Raw genomic sequence first — 21,631 nt, forward strand, 5'->3', positions numbered from 1 at the left:
GTTTATGATTGTTTCTGCCTAATCCTATTTTATTTTTTCGAATAATTAGGATACCTACGTTTATTTTTCTTCAGTTCAGATCATTTGAATCTGAGCTAATATCATTATTTATCCTAACATATCATGACAGAAACAACAATAAAGAAAAGTTTATTTTCTAAAATTTTCACCACTTTACAACAAGCAATCAAAGGCGACGAATCTTTTGATTATACCGAAGGCAGCATCAAAAAAGCAGTTATTCTTTTAGCCATTCCAATGGTTTTAGAAATGATGATGGAATCTGTTTTTGCATTAGTCGATTTATATTTCGTTGGACATTTAGAGCATAGTAGTTTTGCCATTCAAACCGTTGGTTTGACAGAATCTGTACTTACTATTATATATTCAGTAGCAATTGGTATGAGTATGGCCGCAACAGCAGTTGTAGCAAGACGCATTGGCGAAAAAGATCCTGTTGCCGCAGCAAAAGCAGGAATGCAGGCAATTATAGTTGCATTAGTAGTTAACACCATAATTAGTATTCTGGGAGTTATTTATGCCAAAGAAATCTTGATTTTGATGGGAGCATCTTTAGAAGCCGCAGAACATGGTTATATTTTTACTCAAATTATGATTGGCGGAAGTTTGTGCATTATGCTATTATTTCTGATTAACGGAATATTTCGTGGAGCAGGAAACGCAGCAATTGCCATGAAAAGTCTTTGGCTGGCGAATATTTGTAATATTATTTTATGTCCCATATTAATTAACGGTTTTGGTCCGGTTCCAGCTTTTGGATTAACCGGAGCAGCAATCGCTACAACTTTAGGCAGAACCATTGGTGTACTATATCAGGTATTTCATTTGTTTTTTGGCAATGGAGCTTTAAAAATTAAACTTTCGTATTTCATACCGGATTTTCAGCAGATAAAGGCATTAGTCAAAATTGCTGCTCCAGGAGTTTTACAATTCGTTATTGCTTCTTGCAGCTGGATTTTTCTGGCACAATTAGTAGCAACAACAGGCGGAGATCATGGATCTGCGGGATATCAGACAGCACTTCGAATTATGATGTTTTTTATTCTTCCGGCTTGGGGATTAAGTAATGCAGCAGCTACTTTAGTGGGACAAAACTTAGGTGCAAAACAAATCGATCGTGCCGAAAAATCAGTTTATACAACAGCCAGATACAATGTTATCTTTATGGCAACGATTATGGTAATCACATTATGTTTTGGAAAATATATTATTTCGTTTTTTACGAATGACGAAATGGTAAAAACAATCGCAGTTGAAGCTTTGCAGATCATGAGTATCGGATTTATCTTTTACGGAATCGGAATGGTTTTGATCAATACTTTCAACGGAGCAGGAGATACCTGGACACCAACCGGAATTAATTTCTTTGGTTTTTGGTTGTTCCAAATTCCGTTAGCCTATGTATTGGCAAAACATTTTAATATGGGACCAACAGGAGTTTTTATAGCAATTCCGGTTGCAGAAACCGCAATAACATTGGCAGGAATATTTTTCTATAAAAGAGGAAAATGGAAACGTATTCAAGTATAGTTTAAAAACAAAAAAGACCTTCAAATTTTGAAGGTCTTTTTTATGAATATTTTTTTGTACCTTTGAACGTACAAATTAAAGTACGCTATAAAGATGAAAGCAATAACAATATCTACATTAAGAAAAAATATAAAAAACTATTTTGATGAAGTATCTGAATCATCAGAGATTATTGTCGTTCCCAGAAATACAGAGGAAGATGCAGTTGTAATAATTTCTATGAAAGAATATAATTCAATATTAGAAACACAGCATTTGCTATCAACTAAAGCGAATAGAAAAAGACTTTCAGAATCTATAGAACAAATGGAAAATGGAAAACTTAGTACTTATAATTTAGATGAACTTTAGATTCTATGGATATTTGTTTTACTAAAAATGGTTGGGAAGAGTTTGAATTCTGGATTGAAAATGACACGGATACTGCAATAAAAATAAAGGAATTAATAAAATCAATTAGAGAAAATCCATTTAAAGGAATCGGGAAACCAGAACCTTTACGACATGATTTAAAAAGTTTTTGGTCCCGAAGAATTAACGGTGAACATCGTTTAGTTTATAAAGTTTCAGGAACTAAAGGAATTGATCAAAAATGTGTGATTTTACAATGTAGATTTCATTATGATGATTAATAAAAACAAAAAAGACCTTCAAATTTGAAGGTCTTTTTTTATATCAGGATCTTTGTCAAAGTTTTAAACTTTGACAAAGATTTTATTACAGTCTAAACAAATTCATATCCGGCATAAACCTGCTCAATCTCTTTCATAATAGCAAACAAATTTTCAGGTTCATCAGTAGTAACCAATTTTTGCTTGTATTCTTTAAACGAATGAATTCCTTTAAAATAATTGGTATAATGACGGCGCATTTCAACGATTCCTAAACGTTCACCTTTCCATTCCATCGACCACATAAGATGATTTCTGGCAGCTTCTACGCGATCAGCAACGGTTGGAGCAGCTAAGTGTTCACCCGTTTTAAAATAATGCTTGATTTCGTTAAAAATCCATGGATAACCAATTGCAGCACGACCAATCATAATTCCGTCAATACCGTATTCGTTTTTATATTTTAATGCTTTTTCAGGATTGTCGATATCGCCATTTCCAAAAATTGGCATTGTAATTCTCGGGTTGTTTTTTACGCGTGCAATATGCGACCAGTCAGAATGACCTTTATACATTTGCGCACGAGTTCTGGCATGAATCGTTAAAGCCTGAACACCAATATCCTGAAGTCTTTCAGCAACTTCATCAATATTGATCGAATTTTCATCCCAGCCCAAACGCGTTTTTACCGTTACTGGCAAATCCGTACTTCTGATAACTGCTTTTGTCAAACGAACCATCAAATCTACATCTTTCAAAACTCCGGCTCCGGCACCTTTACAAACCACTTTTTTTACAGGACATCCAAAATTAATATCCACTAAATCAGGTTTTACCGTAGAAACAATTTTAGACGAAAGCGCCATTGCTTCTTCATCACCACCAAAAATCTGAATTCCAACCGGACGTTCATAATCAAAAATATCCAACTTCATTCTACTTTTGATCGCATCACGAATCAATCCTTCAGACGAAATAAATTCAGAATACATCATGTCAGCGCCGTGCGTTTTGCATAATCTGCGAAACGGCGGATCACTTACATCTTCCATCGGTGCGAGTAATAAAGGAAATTCGGGTAATTCTATGTTGCCAATCTTGACCATCTTCAATATTTTGTGCAAAATTACAACATTTAGTTTAATTTGTACCAAATTGAGGTTCAAAGGTTCAGAGTAACAAAGGTTCAAAGGCTTTTGAACCATGTAAGTTATATAAGTTCATTTAATAAAATCGTGATTACCACAAACTTTAATATGAACTTATATAACTTACATGGTGAAAAAAAAATCTTATAAGGTTGTTTTTCTATAATCAAAAAACCGAATAGGTTTTCGGCTCATTGGGTTAAAAACTAAAGGATTCAAAGTTTCTTTCGAGGCGAATTCGATCTTTGGTGTAACCCTTAATTTGGCTCTAAAGTGATCTTTTATTTCTTGTAAAAATTCAGAAGATTGATTTTTTACGGCAATTTTTATCAGGATTTCATCCGTTCCTAAATCGTTGGTTGAGATCTCGATAATATGATTTTCGATGTTATCAAAACCACTCAAAACATCATTCATCGCTGGCGGATAAAGTGTTGTTCCTTTGTATTTAATCATTTGTTTTTTACGTCCCACAACTGGACCAACGCGCAACGTATTTCGACCGCAAGCGCAAGGACTATGGTGTAACTGAACAATATCTCCGGTTTTAAAACGTAATAACGGCATCGCTTCAATTCCTAAAGTGGTAAAAGTCAGTTCACCAATTTCTCCCTCTTTTACAGGAATATTATTTTCGTCGAGAACTTCAACAATAATCAATTCCGGATGATGATGACCACCATTTCCGTGTTCACATTCGGTAAAAGCAGTGCTCATTTCTGTAGAAGCATAAGTCGAAAACAACTTAATATTCCACTTTTCAGTGATTTTATTCGATAAGATATTCATAGAAAAATCCTGATTTCGTAAAGATTCCCCAATGCAAATCGCACCTTTTATACTCGAATTATTATAATCGATTCCGTGTGCTTCGGCATATTCAATTAACTTTAATAAAAACGAAGGAACAGTAATTAAATACGAAGGTTTGTATTTTAAAATAGAATCCCATTGCAATTCCGGAATTCCGGCGCCAACACGAATTACACCCACTTTTAATTTTCGCAAACCCAGAAAATAAGCCAAACCAGCCATAAATTTTCTGTCAATTGTAGTCATTAATTGCACCACATCACCTTCGGCAATTCCGGCGCAGGCAAACGAAATCGCTTCATTATACGCCAATCGGTCTAAGTCAGAATCGGTTAAACCAAAAGTTACAGGATCTCCTAAAGTTCCTGAAGTCGATGCATAATCAATAATTTTATGTTGCGGAACACACAAAAAATCATCATTGTATTCTTGTAAATCTTCTTTTGTCGTTACAGGCAAATATTGTAAATCTTCGAGAGTTTTAACCTTCGAAATATCAATGTTTTGTCCTGCAAAAAGGCGTTTGTAAAAAGGAGAATTCTCACTGATATATTCTAAAAGTTCTGCTAATTTTTGCTCTTGAAAATTTTTAATTTCTTCTAAAGAATCTTTTTCTATTAATGGAATCATTGTAATTTTCTTTTGATTTTTTTTAAATATTTTTCAATTGTTGTTTTATCAGGAACTGTAGTAATTTCTTTGGTTAAAGCTTTTTCAAAATTAGCCTGAGAAAGCCGGTATTCTTTTTTTTGATAAAAGTACAACCCTGCTTTGTAATACACAACCCAATAATCAGGGTTTAAGGATTGATAATTCGCCATAAATTCCGGACTAATCGTTTCTTTATTTTTGAGATATAGATCTATTTTATCATCCTCAATTCTAAATTTCTGATAGTTTTTATATGCAATAGTTTCCAGAAAAGAATCTCTGGCAATGTCTAAATTTTTCTGTTGAAAAGAAGTAACAATAGGGTTCATTTTCCTTTCCTTAAAAACAGAATCCAGATTATAACAAACAAATTCTCCTAACTGATACGGATTTGCCGAAACCCAAACCAGTTTTTCTTTTGGTTTAAAGATAACTCCATGATGCGCCATCAATTGATTCAATGCTTTTTCGTTGCCATAACCTAAAGCGATATTTTGCAAACCGTCTTTATTTCTCAAAATTTCAGAAGCAATTTTTGGATTTATTTTCGGGTTTTCTGCAAAAAGTTCCTGCATTCTTTCAAATCGATATTCAGAATGGCTGTTGGCAATTTGCAATTGATTTCTCTTTTCATTCTTCAAATCTTCTCCCTGAAAATGATTCGAACAAATTAATTGATTAGTATTTGGCACTTCGTAAACATCCATTTTTTTAGGTGAAACTTCAATTAAAACTGCTTTATTATCATTAGCACTTCCAACCATAATTGATTCAGAAACAAAAACTTCTGTTTTTTTTGCGATCGCAATTGCTTCCTCAATATTTTGTGCGTGTTGTAAAATTTCACGTGTCAAAATAGAAATTGGAGTTTTTGCAATCAACGGAATTTTAGATTTCGAGGCATTAATCGTAACGGTTAAACCTTGTTTATTCATTCCGGAAACCGCGCCAACCATTCCGGGCCATGTCACCATCATAAACTGATAGCCTTCTTTCGGGTTTATAAACGCCACGATTTTATTTTCCGCGAAAGCGTCACTTACATAAAAATCAAAATTACGCCCAAGGATTAAATTTCCATCCTCAGATTTTTCTCCCCAGGCAGCAAAAGAGGAGCAACCCACCAAAGCCAAATCCTGCAAAGCATGACCAATATCGTGCGCGGCATGCAAATACAAACTACGCTGAAATTGCGGCGCGATGTTATCAAAATCATGCGATGTATATTGCGAAACCCCAAAAATTTCGGTTTGATATTCTTCAGGAACATTGAGATATAATTTCCTGTTGTACCATTTTAGAAAGTGCCGAAGCATTTTTTGTTCAAATTTCGACGGAACAATATCTTTTATTTTAGAGAAGAATATATGTTCCTGATTTTTTAAAAGCGAATCAGATAAAGCTCCCGTATTAAGACCAATTTCGAGCGGATCGCCTTCAACGTATAATTCCCAAAGACCTTGTTTATTTTTAAAAAAAGAGTTTTTTCCAGAAACAAAAGCGCTGTCAGATTGTTTTATAACAACTGGTTTTGTCGCATTATAATTGGCGGTTTCAGGAAGATGATGCATAGATTTTGATGTTCCGCAAGAGGCTAACACCAATAAAAAACCAACGAAAAAAAATAAATTAATTCGGCTTTTCATATCTACATCTATCCTGGAATAATAGATTTATTCATTGTTATCTTTCTCATAACCTTCATAGTAATAAGACTGTTCAATTCCTTTAAAAATAACTTCTCTATTGTTAACTTCGTCAGTTAGATTTTCCTTTAATAAAGTTCTTAATTCCAAATCGTTAATAGGACTTCTTTCCATTGACTGCAAATAAAGAGTTTTGTCAGCGAATTGCCAATTGACAACTTTATTGAGTCGGCTTTTTAGAATCATATCCAGCCATATTCTCATCGATCTGCCATTACCTTCCATAAAAGGATGAGCAATATTCATCTCAACATATTTAGCAATAATTTCTTCAAAACTGTTTTCTGGCATTTGCTCAATCTTTACTAGAATTTCATTAAGATATAATGCATTTGCAAATCTAAAACCACCTTTTGAAATATTGAGTTTTCTTATTTCTCCGGCAAAATCGTATAAATCATGAAATAGATAATGGTGAATTGCCTTAAGACCTTTGGTTGTGCCGATTTCTATTTTGTCTATATCATTCGATTCAAATAATCGATATGCGTTTTCTAAACTGTTCTTGTCAATATTTTTCATAGAGATTTTGTACCAAATTTAAGTCGAAACCAAAATTACAATTTAATTCCTAAAATCCTGAGTTTAATGTTTTCGTTTCTGAGTCATGTTCTGATGAATTATATATCAGATACTTGATTTATTTTAGTTACTAAATATTCTTTTCCCAGAATTTCTGAGCAAGTTACAACCGCGCCAATCGTTACGCCTAAGACTCCGTGCATGTTGATACTTTGGCCTGTAAGATATAAATTATCCAGCTTAGTTTTTGACGGAATCAGGGTTTTCATCGGATTATTCGAATCTTTAACATAACCGTACATATTGCCATTATCGCCGCCAATATAATCGCGATACGAAAGTGGGGTAGAAGTATGCACTGATTTAATACATTTGGTAATACCCGGAAATTTCAATTCAATTTCGATTAAAAACTTAGCCGCTTTTCGGGATTTAAATTCTTCGTAACTTTCCCCGCGATCATTTTCATCAACCGTTGTATTAAAAGTTTCAATCCAGGGCGCGACATCATCATATTTCATGTAAGTGATAAAAGTCATTCCTTCGGCCCATTCTTCTTGTTTTTTCGAGGCATTCATAGAAGCCATAAAAGCTTTTGGCCAGGAATCTTCATCGTAATCATGCGCCGTCCAGACTTCACTGCTTTTCTTGAAATGATAATGATTGTGGTTGATATATTTGAACGTTTCCGGTTTAAATACAATGTATAAACTAAAAGCCGAGATAACACCTTCGAGACTTTGAACCCTGCTGTAAAATGATTTTCTAAAGTTTTCTTCGCCAGCCAGTTTTAGTGTGGTTTTTGGTTCAATATTCGAAATGAAATAAGAACCAGAAACCTGAGTTCCGTCTTTCATATCAACCGAAGTTACTTTCTTGTTTTCGACATTAAATCGGGTAACTTCCTTATATTTATAAAATTCGCCGCCGTATTTTTTAAGTTGTTTTAAAAGTTGTTTCGTAATCTGACTTCCGCCATTAATACAACGCCAGGAGCTTTGAATATAAGAGTTGACAGAAAGGGCATGAACGTAAAATGGCGATTTGTCCGGAATGCCGGCATACAAAAAATTAGAACCTGCCAAAACAGCTTTTAGCTTTTCATTTTGTGTACATTCTGCAATTGTTTCTTTAGCATTCAGCGCCAGAATTTCGTTGTCATATTTTCCTTCCCATTCTAAATTATAAAGAGGAAAACATTCGCAAATTGCTTTTATTTTTTTGCAATATTCCTCGATGTTTGCTTTTTCATCAGGAAAAAAATGAACAAGCTGATTGGCAAAATTATCATAACCCTGCGCATGAGGATATTCATTTTTATCATCTTCAAAAGAGATAACATCAAAACCATTTTCATCTAATTTTTTCAAATTAAGATGATCCATGATTCCCAAATATTTAAAATATTTATATAGATTTTGATCTTCCCCTAAACCACCTATATAATGAATTCCAGTATCAAAAATGGTTTTATCGCGTACAAAAGTTTGCAGATTTCCGCCGTATTGATTGTTTTTTTCGAGCACACAAACGCTATAGCCTTCTTTAGCTAAAATAATAGCCGAGACCAATCCGCCTAAACCGCTGCCTGTAATTACTACATCGTATTGCTCTTTCATGCTAATTTTTCTTTAATACGATTATAGAATTTTCATCTAAAACTATTTGAAAACCAAAGTTAATTAAAGTGTTTTTTAAACCTGAACTATTGATTAAAATAACGCAAGATGTAGTAGAAATAACTTTCTCCAGATTGGTTGCATAATTTTCATCAGAAATTAAAACAGCATCATATTGATTTTCTAAAGCCAGTTCCAGATGATCGAGATAAGAAATTTTTCTCTTAACAAGGAAATAATTGGTTTTGGCAACTAATAATTTTTCTTCATCAGAAATAAAAGAAACTACTTTTCGTTGCGGTTCCTGCAAAGTCAATAAAACGTCTAATTGTCCGTAATCATTGGCCAAGTGCAATATTTTAGCTTTCGCCGAAAAATGCTTGTTAAGATGATAATACGTTTCCAGATTATTTTTTAAATCGTTTTTTACACTATTTATGATCTCAATTTCTTTATAATCGTAACTATGAATTACCATTTTTTTGAAATAATCCGGACCTTCTAATTCCTGACGTACCTTATGAAATTGCTCTTTAAAATAAGCACTTAATAATTTTGTTCTCTCGGCATAATTTTTCCCAAAAGAAAGATTATCAGGCGTAATTCTTTCTAAAATTGATAACGTAACATGACTGTGATGAATGACAAAATCGCCTTTAGGGATTGCTTCTGATGCGCCGTGAATTAAAACAGGAACAATGTCCAGATTAAATTCTTCGGCAAGATAAAAAGCACCTTTATGAAAACGATTTATCTGATTGCTTATAGAACGTGTTCCTTCGGGAAAAATCATCAGCGAATAACCTTCGTTTACTTTCTGGCGCAAATGTTCAACGCCGCCTTCAATACCTTCTGAAACCGGATAAAATCCTGCTTTTCTAACCGTTCCGCCAAAAATAGGAGAATTGTAAACCCAGTCGTTTACCAGAAAAATAATTTTAGGACTCAACATTCCCATCGCCAGAATATCGATAAATGAAGAATGGTTGGCAATAATTATAGCTGGTTTTTCAAAGGTTTCATTAAACTTATTAATCACTTTTTTATGCAAAAACGGATTTGAATACAAAACCGAATTCATGAATCTTGAAATGAAATATCGAAAGCCTTTCATTTTCTTTTTTTCGTTTATCGGAATAATCGGCATAATCGTGATGCTGAAAAGTGACATCAAAATACCGCCAAGTCCGTAATAGGTAAACGAAATAATACCGTGTATAAAGCTTCGTAATTCAAAAGGAGCATTTCCTTTTTTTGCTCGATTGGATATAAATAATTTAAAGAGAATCGGGTAGAAAATAAACGTAATAATCAACGCAGCAAAAACCCCAATCAAGGAAACAGATGAGATTGAACGCAACGCCGGATGATGTGCAAAAATCATGGCGCCAATTCCTAAAATGGTTGTGATAACTGCCAGAATTATTGACGTTCTGTAAATCGCGATTTCGTTTTTTCCGTTCGTATATTCTTTTTGAAGTGCGCTTGTCATGAAAATACTAAAATCGACACCGTGACCAAAAATCAAGGTACAAACAATCATACTGAAAATGTTCATTTGAATACCAAAGATGCCCATAATTCCTGCCGTTACAATTCCGGTTAAAGCAATTGGGATACAACTTACAATCACCAATTCCACTCTGCGGAAAAAGAAAAACAAAATCAAAATTACAGCGACAAATGAATAATTAACCAGCGAATTAAAATCGGTTTTTAAAGTGCTAAAGAATGTTTCATTCATTTGCTGACGATCAATCGCAATCAGATTATTTTTGGCAAAAGCCGTTTTTACAAAAGCATCTCTTTGCTCAGGAGTAACTTTTACTAAAGTTGAAATCGTGAAAAATCCATTCTTTTCGGTTACAAATTCCTTTAGTTGCAAAGCCTGAACTTTTAGATATTCTTGTGCCGGAACAGGTTTGAAATTATAATCTAAATGATCATAAAAATTCGAATATGTCGTGGGTTTGAAACCTAGTTTTGAACCTTCGGCAATTAATTCAGATTGTAGAATTTCCTTTTTATTGACATCCCAAAACGAATTCCATTTGTCTATTTTTTGTTGTTGTTCCTTTTGCGAAAGCATAATTCCGCCAACCGAACTGAAATTCAATATTTTATTCGTTTGTTTTTCTTTTGATAAAGCGGCAAAAAGTTGGCTGTTGTTTCGTAAAACTTCTTCCATACTTTTTCCGTACGAAGCCAAATAAATAGTTTTTGATGTTAAACTTGTGCTTTCTTCCAGATCTTTTTCGGCTGCTTTAATTTCTTTTGGAACAAAATTCAATTGTGATAAATCATTATTGAAGCCCACATTATTATATGTAAAACAACAAATGATTGTAATTAAAACGCAAAAACCAATCAGGTATTTATTGTTATGAAACGAGAAATGTGCCAGTTTATCGATCACATTTTTCTTGTGTTCAAAATTATTTTCTTTCGGTTTATACAAATGCGGAACGATCAAAAGCGAGAAGATTCCGGTTGCCATAACAATTACAGCAGCGAAAATTCCTAAGTCATTTAAAGCATCAGATTTTACAAAAAGTAAACATAAAAAAGCAACAGCAGTTGTTGAACTGCTCATAATTACGGGCATTGTAATGTCTTTGTACAAAGTTTTTACATCGCTGTTATGTTTGTAATGCGTGAGAATATGTATCGAATAATCGATTGTGATTCCTAATAAGATCGATCCAATTCCGAGAGAAATGGCAGAAATTTGTTCTTTTACAAAATATAAAAAAGCAACGGCGAACAAAGCACCAAAAACCGTAGGAAGAAAAATAATTAGCGGAATCAATACTTTTCTATAAAACAAAATCAAGATCAACATTAGCGTAATCATCGCGATTGTTGTCGTTAAAATAATATCGCTTTTGATTTGATCTGCATTTGCAACGGCAATCAAAGCCGAACCAAAATAACTAATCGAAGTTTTGCCTTTGAATTTCTGATTTAGATTATCCTGAATCGATTTTAGTTTATTCACAAAAATCGTGTTCTTTTCCGTTTCGCTCGAAGGTAGATTTGACGTTATAAAAAGCAACAATTTCTTTTTGTCCTTTGTCATTACAAAACCATTGTTGAGCGTAAAATCGTCACCAATATTTAATTGCTGTAATTTTTTTAAAGCGATAAATGAAATCCCAAGCGGATCTTGCAGAATAAAATCTTTGGTTACAAATCCGGATGGAGAAATAATCGATTTGTAATTTCCCTGTACGGTTGCGGCAATACTGTCTTTTTGAAGTTTGTTTTGAATCGCAGCATAATCTTTATTCTCCAGAAAAAGAGGTAAATTGTTGTAGACAAAATCTATTGTTTCCTGAATGTTTTCTTCGTCGATTTTTCCCTGAATTCCGGTTATGTAAGGTTTGCAGGATTTAGAAACGCTATCAGAAAAAATAGTTGCCATTTCTTTTAAATCTTCTTCAGAACCATTTTTATCAAGTTTGAAAATAACGGTGATTTTATCAGCAAAATTAAGTTGCTTCAGGACTTTTGCCGTAACATCAGATTTATCGTTTGTTGGAATCAGTTTGGTAATATCTTCTTCAAACTTAATTTGAGAAGCAAAAAAGCCAAAAGTAAAAAGCATCAAAACGGCCAAAACAACCGATAAAGTTTTTTGTCGGTTTACAAATAAGTGAATGGCGTAGAAATAGTGATGCATAATTATTTATTAAAGTTTTTTTGCCACAGATTAAAAGATTAGCTTTAGTTTGTCAGGCTGAGCGAAGTCGAAGGGCGCTCCAATTGGACGTGGGCTTCGACTTCGCTCAGCCTGACAAACTGGATGTCTAAATCATTTTAATCCTTTAATCTGTGGCATTTTTCGTTGCGTTTCTGCAATTTATTAAAAATTAATTCGTGCTAATTCGTGAAATTCGTGGCAAAAGAAAACCTTTTAATCTGTGGCAAACTTTTACGTAATATTTGTTTTGTTCTTAGAGCTAAAAGCCGTTAAAAGCAAATAACTTACCGAACCAACTGATAGCGCCAAAATGGATGCTAAAATAAGACTTCCCACGATATATTGCGTAGCATTTTTTTGAATATCATCGAGTGTAACCGAACTATCTAAAATTAACGGCACATCATTCGATACAAAGTAACTTCCCATTTTTAGAGAACCGTATATAACTAAAGGGATAAAAGGCGGAAAACTCACATTTGAAGCCAGATAAGCAATGACTTTATTGAGCCTGAATAAAGCAGCAAAAGTAAAAAGTAAAACGGTTTGAAATCCCCAAAACGGAGAAATCCCGATAAAAATACCCAAAGCAATTGCGGCAGATTTTTTGAAATTAGAGTCTGAACTTTCTAAAATATCTTCAAGAAAGAATTTTTTAAAACCTTTTTTTTTTGCTCGTCTAAAAAAATCTCTCGGTTTGATGTACAACAATGCGTTGAGAACCAAAACCGTATTTAGAATGCTGATTCGGGTGAAATCTTTAAAAGGACGAAAGTGAGAAACACGTTCTGCAGGATCGTATAAAATCTGAATCGGAATGTTTTTAACTACAATTCCTTTCCAGGCAGATCGAACAATTACTTCAATTTCGAACTCAAATTTATTGGTGTAAAATTGTTTCGGAATCAGGTTTAAAGGATATAATCTAAATCCGGATTGTGTGTCTTCGAGTACAATTCCGGTTTCGAATTTAAACCAGAAATTTGAAAATTTATTACCAAAACTACTTTTCTTCGGCACGTTTTCCTGCGTCATATTCCTGCTTCCAATCAAAAGAGAATTCGGTTGTTTTTGAATTTCTTCAATAAAATTAGGAATATCAGAAGCAAAATGTTGACCATCAGAATCGATTGTGATGGCGTATTCGAAATGCATTTCGATTGCTTTTCTAAAACCATTTCGGAGCGCTCTTCCTTTTCCTATATTTCGAGGATGATGAATTTGAGTAAGCTCCGAATATTGTTTTAAAATTTTGTTTGTTGTATCTGTTGAACCATCATTGACGATGATAATATTTGAAGTAAAATCTAAAATAGAATCCAGCACTTTTTTCAATGTCTTGTGATTATTATACGTTGGTACAATAACACAAAAATTGGTTGAATTAAGTAATTCCTGCTGAGATAAAGTTGGTTGCATTTGGGATTTTTTTCTTTACCTACTTCACAAATTGTTTCTCCTTATCAGAAAAACTTTTCGATTGCAAAACAAATTCTTTCAGATAATCTTTCAACACACCACTTTGCTCTGCATAATGTGTGGTGATGAATTTTTTATCTTCTTTAATATTTTTTTTGTAGCCTGTAATTCCGGGAACATCTTCCTGAATACTCAATCGAATCATTCTGATTTCGATATTGTTTGGGTCGCTTTTTAAAGTTGCTTCAAGAAGTTTTGCACCTTCTTTAAAACGGGAAATTTTGCTTCCTACAATATTTTGAAATTTAGAATCGACCAAAATTGAAGCCGCTTTGTAAGCCACTAAAATTTTTTCATCGCTGTTTGAAATCACAGAAAGTTTTTCTGTAAATTCTTTAGCGTTTGCTTCTGATTTTGCAACATCAGGATAGATTTTTCGGATAGATGCCAAGTCTGGGTTTCCGGCAAAATTTATCCATAGAAGTAATGACAATAGTAATTTCATAGTTATAATTTTTTATACGTATTGCTTAATTTTAAAGCAACGGTATCGTTAAAATATGTGGTGTTTTTCACCTTTACCAAATCATCATCTGTGGTTGTTATGTCAAGTTCTAAACGCAATTCCGGATTTGTTTCCGGATTGATTAATGCCATGAATTTTACATTGGTCAGTGTTTGTATCATCAACGAACTTTTTGTGATTGATTCTGTAAGTTCCTTAATAATCTGAATCATGCAAACGCCCGGCATAATTGGGTTTCCGGGAAAATGACCTTTAAAAACCTCATGATTGGCATTAACTAATATACGAATATTATATTTAGCATCTCCTGTTTTTTCTTCTGAAAGAACTTTATAAAAGTCTTTTAAAACCATATTTTTTTTATTTTACTTTAAAAGTGTAACTAATACCAATCTGGAAAACCTGATTTAAAATAAGATCATTATAATAATAACCCTCGTCATCATACTCGATTCCGTCATAGCCATAAATATCAATTAATCCTTGTTTAAATCTTGCTTCAAAAGTCAATCCGTTTGGTAAAGTATAACCTAAACCGGCAATAATAGACAAGTCAATTCCAACAGGATCAGTTCCAAATTTGTCAAAATTATCATCTGTTTTAAAATCGATAGATGGTCCTGCTAATAGATGAAAACCTTTTCCTTTAAAATGAAATTTACCCACAGCTCCAAGTGTCAGATAATTTATTTCAGCCTTAGTATTTCTGGAGTAAAAATTTGGATCTCCCGGATTTTCAAAAGCCAAAGAAGACAAACGAAAATCAGTACCTTGTCTGGAATAATTTAATTCAGGTTGAAGCGTGAAATATTTATTGAACTTAATAGCCACTAATCCACCAATATAGAAATCAGATTTCGAACTAGTATTTCCTGGCATATTGCTTAAATCAGATATGTTTAAACCTCCACGAAGTCCCGGACTAACAGTTACCTGTGCATTTGATGTTATAAGACCAATAAATAAAACAAAAGCAAATACAGTTAATTTTTTCATTTTGGTTTGATTTAAAGTTTATGATTCGTTTCTGTTTTATTCCGATTTAAAATAATTCAACTCAATTTTTAGCTTAATATTCTGATGGACAATCTCAATCTTTTCGGCAAAAATATTGTTTTCTGAACTAAATGTCAGCGTAAATTTTTCTTTTGTTTGAGACGAATGAACGACTTTCTCTAATTTTTGATCTTTTTTGGATATAAACAAATAATTGTCTCGTTTTCCGTCATTCGATTTATAAATGTTATCCGAATCATTTTCAAATTGTTCCTGAATCAGGTATTCTTTTTTTAGCAATAAACGAAAATCTTCTTTCAAAGTATTAATCAGTATTTTGCGATCTAATTCTGATACAATCGAATTGACTTTGAAATCGGTATCCGAAATCTCAAAATCCATTAATTTATTCCCAAATTCAGTTGTAAAAACAATTCGGTGTGTCGTATCGTTTATTTTCTTGGCAATGAAAATTCCGCTGATTTCATTTCCGTAAACCGTAATATTCGTTTTATAAACATAATCTGTTTTTGAATCTGAAAAATAGGGAACCTGATAAGATGTTTTATCTAATTTTTTTGGAGTATAATTTTTTGTGACCGAGCCACAAGAAACTAAAACTAGCGCCAGAAAGCAATTAATTATTAAAAACTGAATCGTCGATTTTTGCATTGATCACTTTATTTTTAAGTACAATTCTAGTATAATCTTCAGATGATTCTAATAGTTTTACCTGAACCACAGTTGCTTCTTCTTTATCGAAAGTCAATTCGATTTGTTTGATGTATTTTTTCAACGTCGCATCTTTCGGAATAAATTTCGCCAGATTTTGACCTTTCACTTTAAAATACGAAATCGTAAATTCTTTATCATCAAACATATTTCCGCTTACGCTGCCAACGATTAATTTATTAATTCGCCCAAAGATTTTGCTGTTCCCAATATCAACCGCACTTTTTTTGCCTTCGTCATTAATCAGGATTTTTCCGTTTTTGAAAACAATGCTGTAATTGTATGGTTTTTTATATTGCCATTGCAAAAGACTGGGTTCTTTAAAAATCATTTTCCCCGAAGTTTCAATGTCTTTCGATAAAAAATCCAAATGTTTATATTGAACAAAATCAGTACTTAAAGTTTTAATTTTTTTCGATACTACATTTACATCTTGCTTGAAAGCAGCAACTTCAGCATCTGTCATTTTTTGTTCCTGAGCAAACAAACTGCCTGATATAAATAGAATTAGTAGAGCTATTTTAGTTTTCATATTTTTTAGAATTGTGCTTTAAATTTTTTGCCACTCCCGATAGCTATCGGGATAAATGATTTACACAGATTATTATTTTAACACATAGAAACATAGAATTATTGAACTCAAAAAAGGCGTTTCACTTGCATTAACAAACATAGCTATGTTTTAGAAACCAGTTTCTTTTTATTTACTTTTTAAACACATACAATCTATGTTTCTATGTGTTTAATTAAATTTTCAGCATTAAATTATTGGTTAAAAATCCGTTTTTATCTGCGTCTTCGCGTAAACGAATCCGTTTAATCAGCGTTCCATTCCATAAGCTTTAAGATTCAAAAGTTCCTCTATCGAAACCACTTTATAATTGTTTTGCTGTAAAAATTGCAAAAACTGTTCCAATACCAAAACAGAGTGTGATGCTGTGTCGTGCAAAAGTACGATTCCGCCGGGAGAAACGCGTTTTATAATTCGGTTGAAAATTAATTCCTGATTTTTTGTTCCGCCGTCAAGCGAACGAATATTCCAGCCAATTACTGTATGTTTGGTTTTTTCTAAAGCTCTTCTGATCGAAGGCGTTGTAACTCCGTAAGGCGGACGAAAGAAGTTTATTTTTTTTGAAGTATATTTTTCCAGAAGTTCATCGGTCTTCTGAATTTCCTGCTGAATCTTTTCAGCATTATAAAAATCAAAAAATTTAGAATGATTATACGAATGATTCCCAACCAAATGACCGTCGGCAATGATTTGTTTTAAGATTTCAGGATGCGCTTCGATGTTTTTTCCGATGCAAAAGAAAGTGGCTTTTACATTGTATTTTTTTAGTAGTTCTAAAACTTCTAAAGTAAAAATGCTTGGGCCGTCATCAAACGTAAGTGCAATTTTTTTTTCTGTTTCTAACGGATTATTGCAGAAAGCTTTTACATGATAATTCGAAGAAATTCGGGAAGAACCAAAAGCGTTAATTCCTAACCAAATTAAAATTACAACAACAAACCACCATATGTTTATTGCTACATAAAAATTCAGAAGAAATAATAAGAGCAATAAAAAAACAAAAAATAGTGATATGTTTTTGTGCGTTATCATTTTGTGATTAACGTAAAACTATGATTTTTCCCGTTTAATTGATTGTACAATAAAATGGTTTTGTAAACTAGTTTTTCAACCGAATTTACTTTTATGATTTCCGGAATTCCCTGTGTTTTTAAAATTTTAGCCGCCATCCATAAAGCAAAAGCCGAAGCTGTATCGTATTCTCCGCTTAGATGTTTGTAATATAAAACAGGAGTTTGTGCGAAAGCTTTTTCAGCCAGATTTCGATAATAATTTTCGAAAGCTGCATTTCCGTCAAATCCTAAAACCAAAGCATCAATGTCTGAAATTTCTAAATTATTAGACTTCAAGAAAGATTTAATTTCAGCTTCAATTTCGTTTTCTGCAAATGTATTTACAATTGCGATATCCAGAACTTCTGCATAAGTATGATCTTTACGTTCATTTTCTAAAACAAAAAAACTGGCACCTTCACCATAAACCGCACCGCTTGTAGTAGAAGTCAAAACATCATAAGGTGCTTTATTGTCTTCTTTTATACGACCGGAAAGTTTAAAAAGGGCAGTAGTATAATCTCCATTTTCATCAACTCCGCCTATTAAAACCGATTGCGCTTCGTCTTCTTCGATTTGCATTTTAGCATCTAACAAAGCCGACTCAAAAGAAACAGCACCATTTACATACGTAAAATTATACCCTTTACATTGCTGCAGCAAAGCGATTTGCGCACCAACGGTATTGTGTGTGGATTGAATAAAAGATGTTGGCGTTAGAAATTCTTCGTTATTATCGAGAATACTTTTCAGGAATTTTTCAGAATCTTCGATACATCCTAAACCCGTTCCGGTAATGATGGCATCTACTTTTTCGACATTGGCATCTTTCATTGCCAGAGCCGAAGCTACGATTCCGTTTTTTACGCCTTTTGCCATTCTTCGGCTTGCGGCTGGAGAAATATAGTCTTTGTAAACTGGAGGAACAATCGCCAATACATTTTGATCATGATTGACAACGGCTTCTTCTAAAAAAACAGTATCAAATGTTTTTTGAGTCGAAATACAACCTACTCCATTTATATATGTTTTTTTCATGCGTTTTTTGAAAATATAAGAGTGGAACAATTTCCTCCAAAACCAAAAGAATTGGATAAAACGTGTTCGATATTTTTATTCTTTATAGCAGTTTGAGGTTGCAAATCAAATTCTTCCATTGGATTTTCGAAATTCAAATTGGGATAAACCACATTATTCTGAATCGCCAAAACACTATAAACCGCTTCGATTGCTGCAGCTGCTGCCAAAGTATGTCCGGTAAAAGGTTTTGTCGAACTAAAATCTGGCACTTTTTCATCCTGATAAATTCTCAATAAAGCTCTTCCTTCAGATAAATCGTTGTTTGGAGTTGCCGTTCCGTGTACGTTGATATAATCAATTTCAGAAGGCTTTAAACCTGAAACTTCAAAGGCTTTTTTCATCGCCAAATAAGCGCCATCTCCATTTTCTGAAGAAGCAGTTTGATGAAAAGCGTCGTTTGCATTGCCATAACCGGAAACTCTTGCCAGCACTTTTTTATTTTGTTTCTCGACAATTTCATCCGATTCTAAAACCAAATATGCCGCTGCTTCGCCCAGGTTTAATCCTTTGCGTTCATTGTCAAAAGGTTTGTTGAAATCGTCTGATAAAATCATCAAAGTCTTAAAACCATTAATCGTGAATTTTGCCAAACCATCGGCACCGCCAACAATAACACGATCTAATTTTCCGGTTTTAATTAATCTGGCGCCCAACATAATCGAGTTTGCTGCAGATGAACAAGCCGTACTAATTGTGGTAACCATTCCTTTTAAACCTAATTCTTCGGCAATTTTTTCTGCAACATCGCCACCATCGTGACAGGCAATATATTTTACCAGTTCAGGATGTTTGAAATAATCGTAATAATGTCTTTCAGTCATGTCCATTCCGCCTACACTTGTAGCCGAAATAAGTCCGGTTCTAAATTCGTTTATCGATGTAATTCCGGCATTTTCAACAGCTTGTTTTGCTGCCAAAGTTGCGATCATTGCCGTTCTCGAAAAGTTATTATCGCTGTCTAATCCCAATTCAGAAATCAAATCTTCGTTGGTTTTTTTGATTTCCCCTACTTTAATAACATCCGCATGAACTGTCGAAATATTTGTAATACGAGAAATGCCAATTTTATTTTCGATCAGCGAAATATAATTTTCCTCGACTGAATTTCCAATCGAAGAGATAATTCCCATTCCGGTTATTGCAACACCTTTCATTTTAGACTTGCTTAGATTATTAGACTTCTTAGATTTTTAGATTGTTGGATTTTTAGACTATTCTTTTTAGTTCAAAATAGTTTAAAAAAAACTATTTTGAAATTGATTTTTGAATATTCTTATTTAAGAAATCTAAAAATCTAAGAAGTCTAACGATCTAAAAATCTATTTAGTTCTATTAGCGCTAATATAAGCTGCCATAGTTTCGATTGATTGGAAAATTGTTTTTCCTTCTTTCGGATCCACTAATTTAATCCCGTAATCTTTATCTAAAATCACAATTAATTCAAGTGCATCAATTGAGTCTAAACCTAAACCATCTCCAAACAAAGGATCGTTATCAGCAATATCTTCGATTGTGATATCTTCAAGATTAAGAGTTGTAATGATTTTATTTTTTAATTCTTCTTTTAATGCTTCCATGATTATTTATTGTATAATGTATTGATATTTTCGTTTTTATATGTTGCGTTTTCGTCTTTGCTAATAGTGCAAAGAAAAGCTTTATAACTGTCATTAAAAAATTCTACCCAACCACAAAGAACTGTGTCAGCTTTATTTGTGTTTAACAGAATATCTGAATAGTTAGACAGAAATTCAGTATTGAAAGCATCAAATATAAAGAAAGAATTTTCACTTTTCAATTGATGGCGAATACTTATTTCTCCCAAACAAATATTTGGCAGCGTGTAAACAAAAACCGCCGGACTCGGAAAGTAGTTTTCTTTGTCTGAAATTGATTCCTGATATTTTACATCAGTATCTAAACTCGACGATTTATTGGCTAAAACCAAAGCGATATTATTTTCTTTTTCAGCCGAAGTTATTGGACTCAAAAGCAATTCAGATCCTAAAAAAGCTAGTTTGCTCAAAGCATCCATTTTGAAAAACTTCGGGTATTGAATGTCAAAATTACGATACGCTTGTTTCGAGAAATCCCCAAAATCCGTTGGTTCAATTTTGAATATAGAAGTTCCGTTCAAAACAATTTCGTTGTTTTGGATAGTGATGTAGGATTGTATGTAGGTTTTGTGTTGAGTCATTGTTTTTGTTTAACACTAATTCCACAAATTAGCACGAATTGTTTTTTGGGTTTAAATTTCACTAATTAATCTGTGTCTTTTTTAAGAAACCCAAGTTTCAACAATATTTGTAATATGCCATTTTCCAGATTTGTTTTCAATTGTAATTTCAAATCCTCTTCCGCATTTTCCTCCGCCGCATGAAGCTCTGGCAGATAAAACTCCATATGTCCTCGTTTCATTGAAATCAATTTTATAAACTTTAATAGTGCCTACCGGCATTTTGCTCTTTTTATCATTTATATCCCAAAATCGTTCTTCGGGAAATTTAGAAGCATATTGAAACTCAAACTTTTTATTATTTTTAAAAGGAGTCAAATCAAATTTTTCATTTCTAATTTTATTGTTTATTACATAATCATAAACACCAATTAAAATTCTGTTTTTATCATTTTTAATACTGTCTTGTTCAACTTGATATCTTTTTAATTTATCATGATAACCAATTGTATCTTCTTTGTTTGTTTTAAAATCTAATCTTGGCATTGGAGGCGGATACATAGTTCTTCGATCCATATATATTGAATCTACAATTTCCAGAAAGACACTATTTATCACCTCTTTTTCAAAATCAGATTCAGACACTTCTTTCTTTTTACATCCAAAAGAGGAAAGAAGAATTAGTGTTATAAATATGAATTTTGATAATTTCATTTATTACTTACAATTACATTGAACTTGCAAGATTTCCTTGA

Annotated in this window: 21 protein-coding genes; 3 read left to right on the forward strand and 18 right to left on the reverse strand. The window is 33.0% G+C overall.

What is annotated here, in order from left to right:
• Positions 1–123: 123 nt before the first annotated feature.
• The 3 genes from ASF10_RS00255 (at position 124) to ASF10_RS00265 (ending at position 2,183) form a co-directional block, all read left to right on the forward strand.
• Positions 124–1,551: an MATE family efflux transporter gene (locus ASF10_RS00255; protein ID WP_056243759.1), complete on the forward strand. Its 1,428-nt coding sequence runs from the start codon at positions 124–126 to the stop codon at positions 1,549–1,551.
• A gap of 93 nt (positions 1,552–1,644) precedes the next feature.
• A complete protein-coding gene (locus ASF10_RS00260; RefSeq protein ID WP_055097781.1) occupies positions 1,645–1,902 on the forward strand; it encodes a type II toxin-antitoxin system Phd/YefM family antitoxin in 258 nt (85 codons plus the stop codon).
• A 5-nt stretch (positions 1,903–1,907) separates the two neighbouring features.
• Positions 1,908–2,183: a Txe/YoeB family addiction module toxin gene (locus ASF10_RS00265; RefSeq protein WP_056243762.1), complete on the forward strand. Its 276-nt coding sequence runs from the start codon at positions 1,908–1,910 to the stop codon at positions 2,181–2,183.
• A gap of 92 nt (positions 2,184–2,275) precedes the next feature.
• Here ASF10_RS00265 and dusB read toward each other — a convergent pair whose 3' ends face one another.
• The 18 genes from dusB to ASF10_RS00355 form a co-directional block, all read right to left on the reverse strand.
• Complete coding sequence (gene dusB, locus ASF10_RS00270) at positions 2,276–3,268, reverse strand: tRNA dihydrouridine synthase DusB (RefSeq protein WP_056243765.1); 993 nt, start codon at positions 3,266–3,268, stop codon at positions 2,276–2,278.
• Between the two features lie 186 nt (positions 3,269–3,454).
• A complete protein-coding gene (locus tag ASF10_RS00275; protein WP_056243768.1) occupies positions 3,455–4,753 on the reverse strand; it encodes a phenylacetate--CoA ligase family protein in 1,299 nt (432 codons plus the stop codon).
• Positions 4,750–6,420: a C45 family autoproteolytic acyltransferase/hydolase gene (locus ASF10_RS00280; RefSeq protein ID WP_056243771.1), complete on the reverse strand. Its 1,671-nt coding sequence runs from the start codon at positions 6,418–6,420 to the stop codon at positions 4,750–4,752. Before ASF10_RS00280 ends, ASF10_RS00275 begins: the two co-directional genes overlap by 4 nt.
• A 27-nt stretch (positions 6,421–6,447) precedes the next feature.
• Positions 6,448–7,002 carry a protein adenylyltransferase Fic gene (gene fic / locus ASF10_RS00285; protein ID WP_056243774.1) on the reverse strand — a complete coding sequence of 185 codons (555 nt, stop codon included), beginning with the start codon at positions 7,000–7,002 and terminating at the stop codon, positions 6,448–6,450.
• Between the two features lie 98 nt (positions 7,003–7,100).
• Positions 7,101–8,621, reverse strand: a complete 1,521-nt coding sequence (locus ASF10_RS00290; RefSeq protein WP_056243777.1) for a phytoene desaturase family protein — start codon at positions 8,619–8,621, stop codon at positions 7,101–7,103.
• Between the two features lies 1 nt (position 8,622).
• Positions 8,623–12,303, reverse strand: a complete 3,681-nt coding sequence (locus ASF10_RS00295) for a 1-acyl-sn-glycerol-3-phosphate acyltransferase (protein ID WP_056243779.1) — start codon at positions 12,301–12,303, stop codon at positions 8,623–8,625.
• Between the two features lie 252 nt (positions 12,304–12,555).
• Positions 12,556–13,743 (reverse strand): DUF2062 domain-containing protein, encoded by a 1,188-nt coding sequence (locus tag ASF10_RS00300; protein ID WP_056243782.1) that lies wholly within the window; start codon positions 13,741–13,743, stop codon positions 12,556–12,558.
• 19 nt (positions 13,744–13,762) lie between these two features.
• Complete coding sequence (locus tag ASF10_RS00305) at positions 13,763–14,248, reverse strand: hypothetical protein (protein ID WP_056243785.1); 486 nt, start codon at positions 14,246–14,248, stop codon at positions 13,763–13,765.
• Positions 14,249–14,250: 2 nt separating this feature from the next.
• On the reverse strand, positions 14,251–14,622 hold the full coding sequence (locus ASF10_RS00310; RefSeq protein WP_056243788.1) for a 3-hydroxyacyl-ACP dehydratase: 372 nt from the start codon (positions 14,620–14,622) through the stop codon (positions 14,251–14,253).
• A gap of 7 nt (positions 14,623–14,629) precedes the next feature.
• Complete coding sequence (locus ASF10_RS00315; RefSeq protein WP_056243791.1) at positions 14,630–15,265, reverse strand: porin family protein; 636 nt, start codon at positions 15,263–15,265, stop codon at positions 14,630–14,632.
• Positions 15,266–15,301: 36 nt separating this feature from the next.
• Positions 15,302–15,937 (reverse strand): hypothetical protein, encoded by a 636-nt coding sequence (locus ASF10_RS00320; RefSeq protein ID WP_056243795.1) that lies wholly within the window; start codon positions 15,935–15,937, stop codon positions 15,302–15,304.
• Positions 15,903–16,529, reverse strand: coding sequence for an outer membrane lipoprotein carrier protein LolA (locus ASF10_RS00325; RefSeq protein WP_056243797.1), 627 nt, complete (start codon positions 16,527–16,529; stop codon positions 15,903–15,905). Before ASF10_RS00325 ends, ASF10_RS00320 begins: the two co-directional genes overlap by 35 nt.
• Positions 16,530–16,817: 288 nt before the next feature.
• A complete protein-coding gene (locus ASF10_RS00330; protein WP_056243800.1) occupies positions 16,818–17,600 on the reverse strand; it encodes a polysaccharide deacetylase family protein in 783 nt (260 codons plus the stop codon).
• Positions 17,597–18,658 carry a beta-ketoacyl synthase N-terminal-like domain-containing protein gene (locus tag ASF10_RS00335; protein ID WP_056243803.1) on the reverse strand — a complete coding sequence of 354 codons (1,062 nt, stop codon included), beginning with the start codon at positions 18,656–18,658 and terminating at the stop codon, positions 17,597–17,599. Before ASF10_RS00335 ends, ASF10_RS00330 begins: the two co-directional genes overlap by 4 nt.
• Complete coding sequence (locus ASF10_RS00340) at positions 18,655–19,854, reverse strand: beta-ketoacyl-[acyl-carrier-protein] synthase family protein (RefSeq protein WP_056243806.1); 1,200 nt, start codon at positions 19,852–19,854, stop codon at positions 18,655–18,657. The genes ASF10_RS00335 and ASF10_RS00340 overlap by 4 nt, the downstream gene beginning before the upstream one ends.
• A 165-nt stretch (positions 19,855–20,019) precedes the next feature.
• Positions 20,020–20,277 (reverse strand): phosphopantetheine-binding protein, encoded by a 258-nt coding sequence (locus tag ASF10_RS00345; protein ID WP_012023174.1) that lies wholly within the window; start codon positions 20,275–20,277, stop codon positions 20,020–20,022.
• Positions 20,278–20,279: 2 nt separating this feature from the next.
• Positions 20,280–20,897: a hypothetical protein gene (locus tag ASF10_RS00350; protein ID WP_056243810.1), complete on the reverse strand. Its 618-nt coding sequence runs from the start codon at positions 20,895–20,897 to the stop codon at positions 20,280–20,282.
• 81 nt (positions 20,898–20,978) lie between these two features.
• Positions 20,979–21,590, reverse strand: a complete 612-nt coding sequence (locus tag ASF10_RS00355) for a hypothetical protein (RefSeq protein ID WP_056243813.1) — start codon at positions 21,588–21,590, stop codon at positions 20,979–20,981.
• Between the last annotated feature and the right edge of the window lie 41 nt (positions 21,591–21,631).

This window comes from Flavobacterium sp. Leaf82 (assembly GCF_001422725.1).
Lineage (GTDB): Bacteria > Bacteroidota > Bacteroidia > Flavobacteriales > Flavobacteriaceae > Flavobacterium.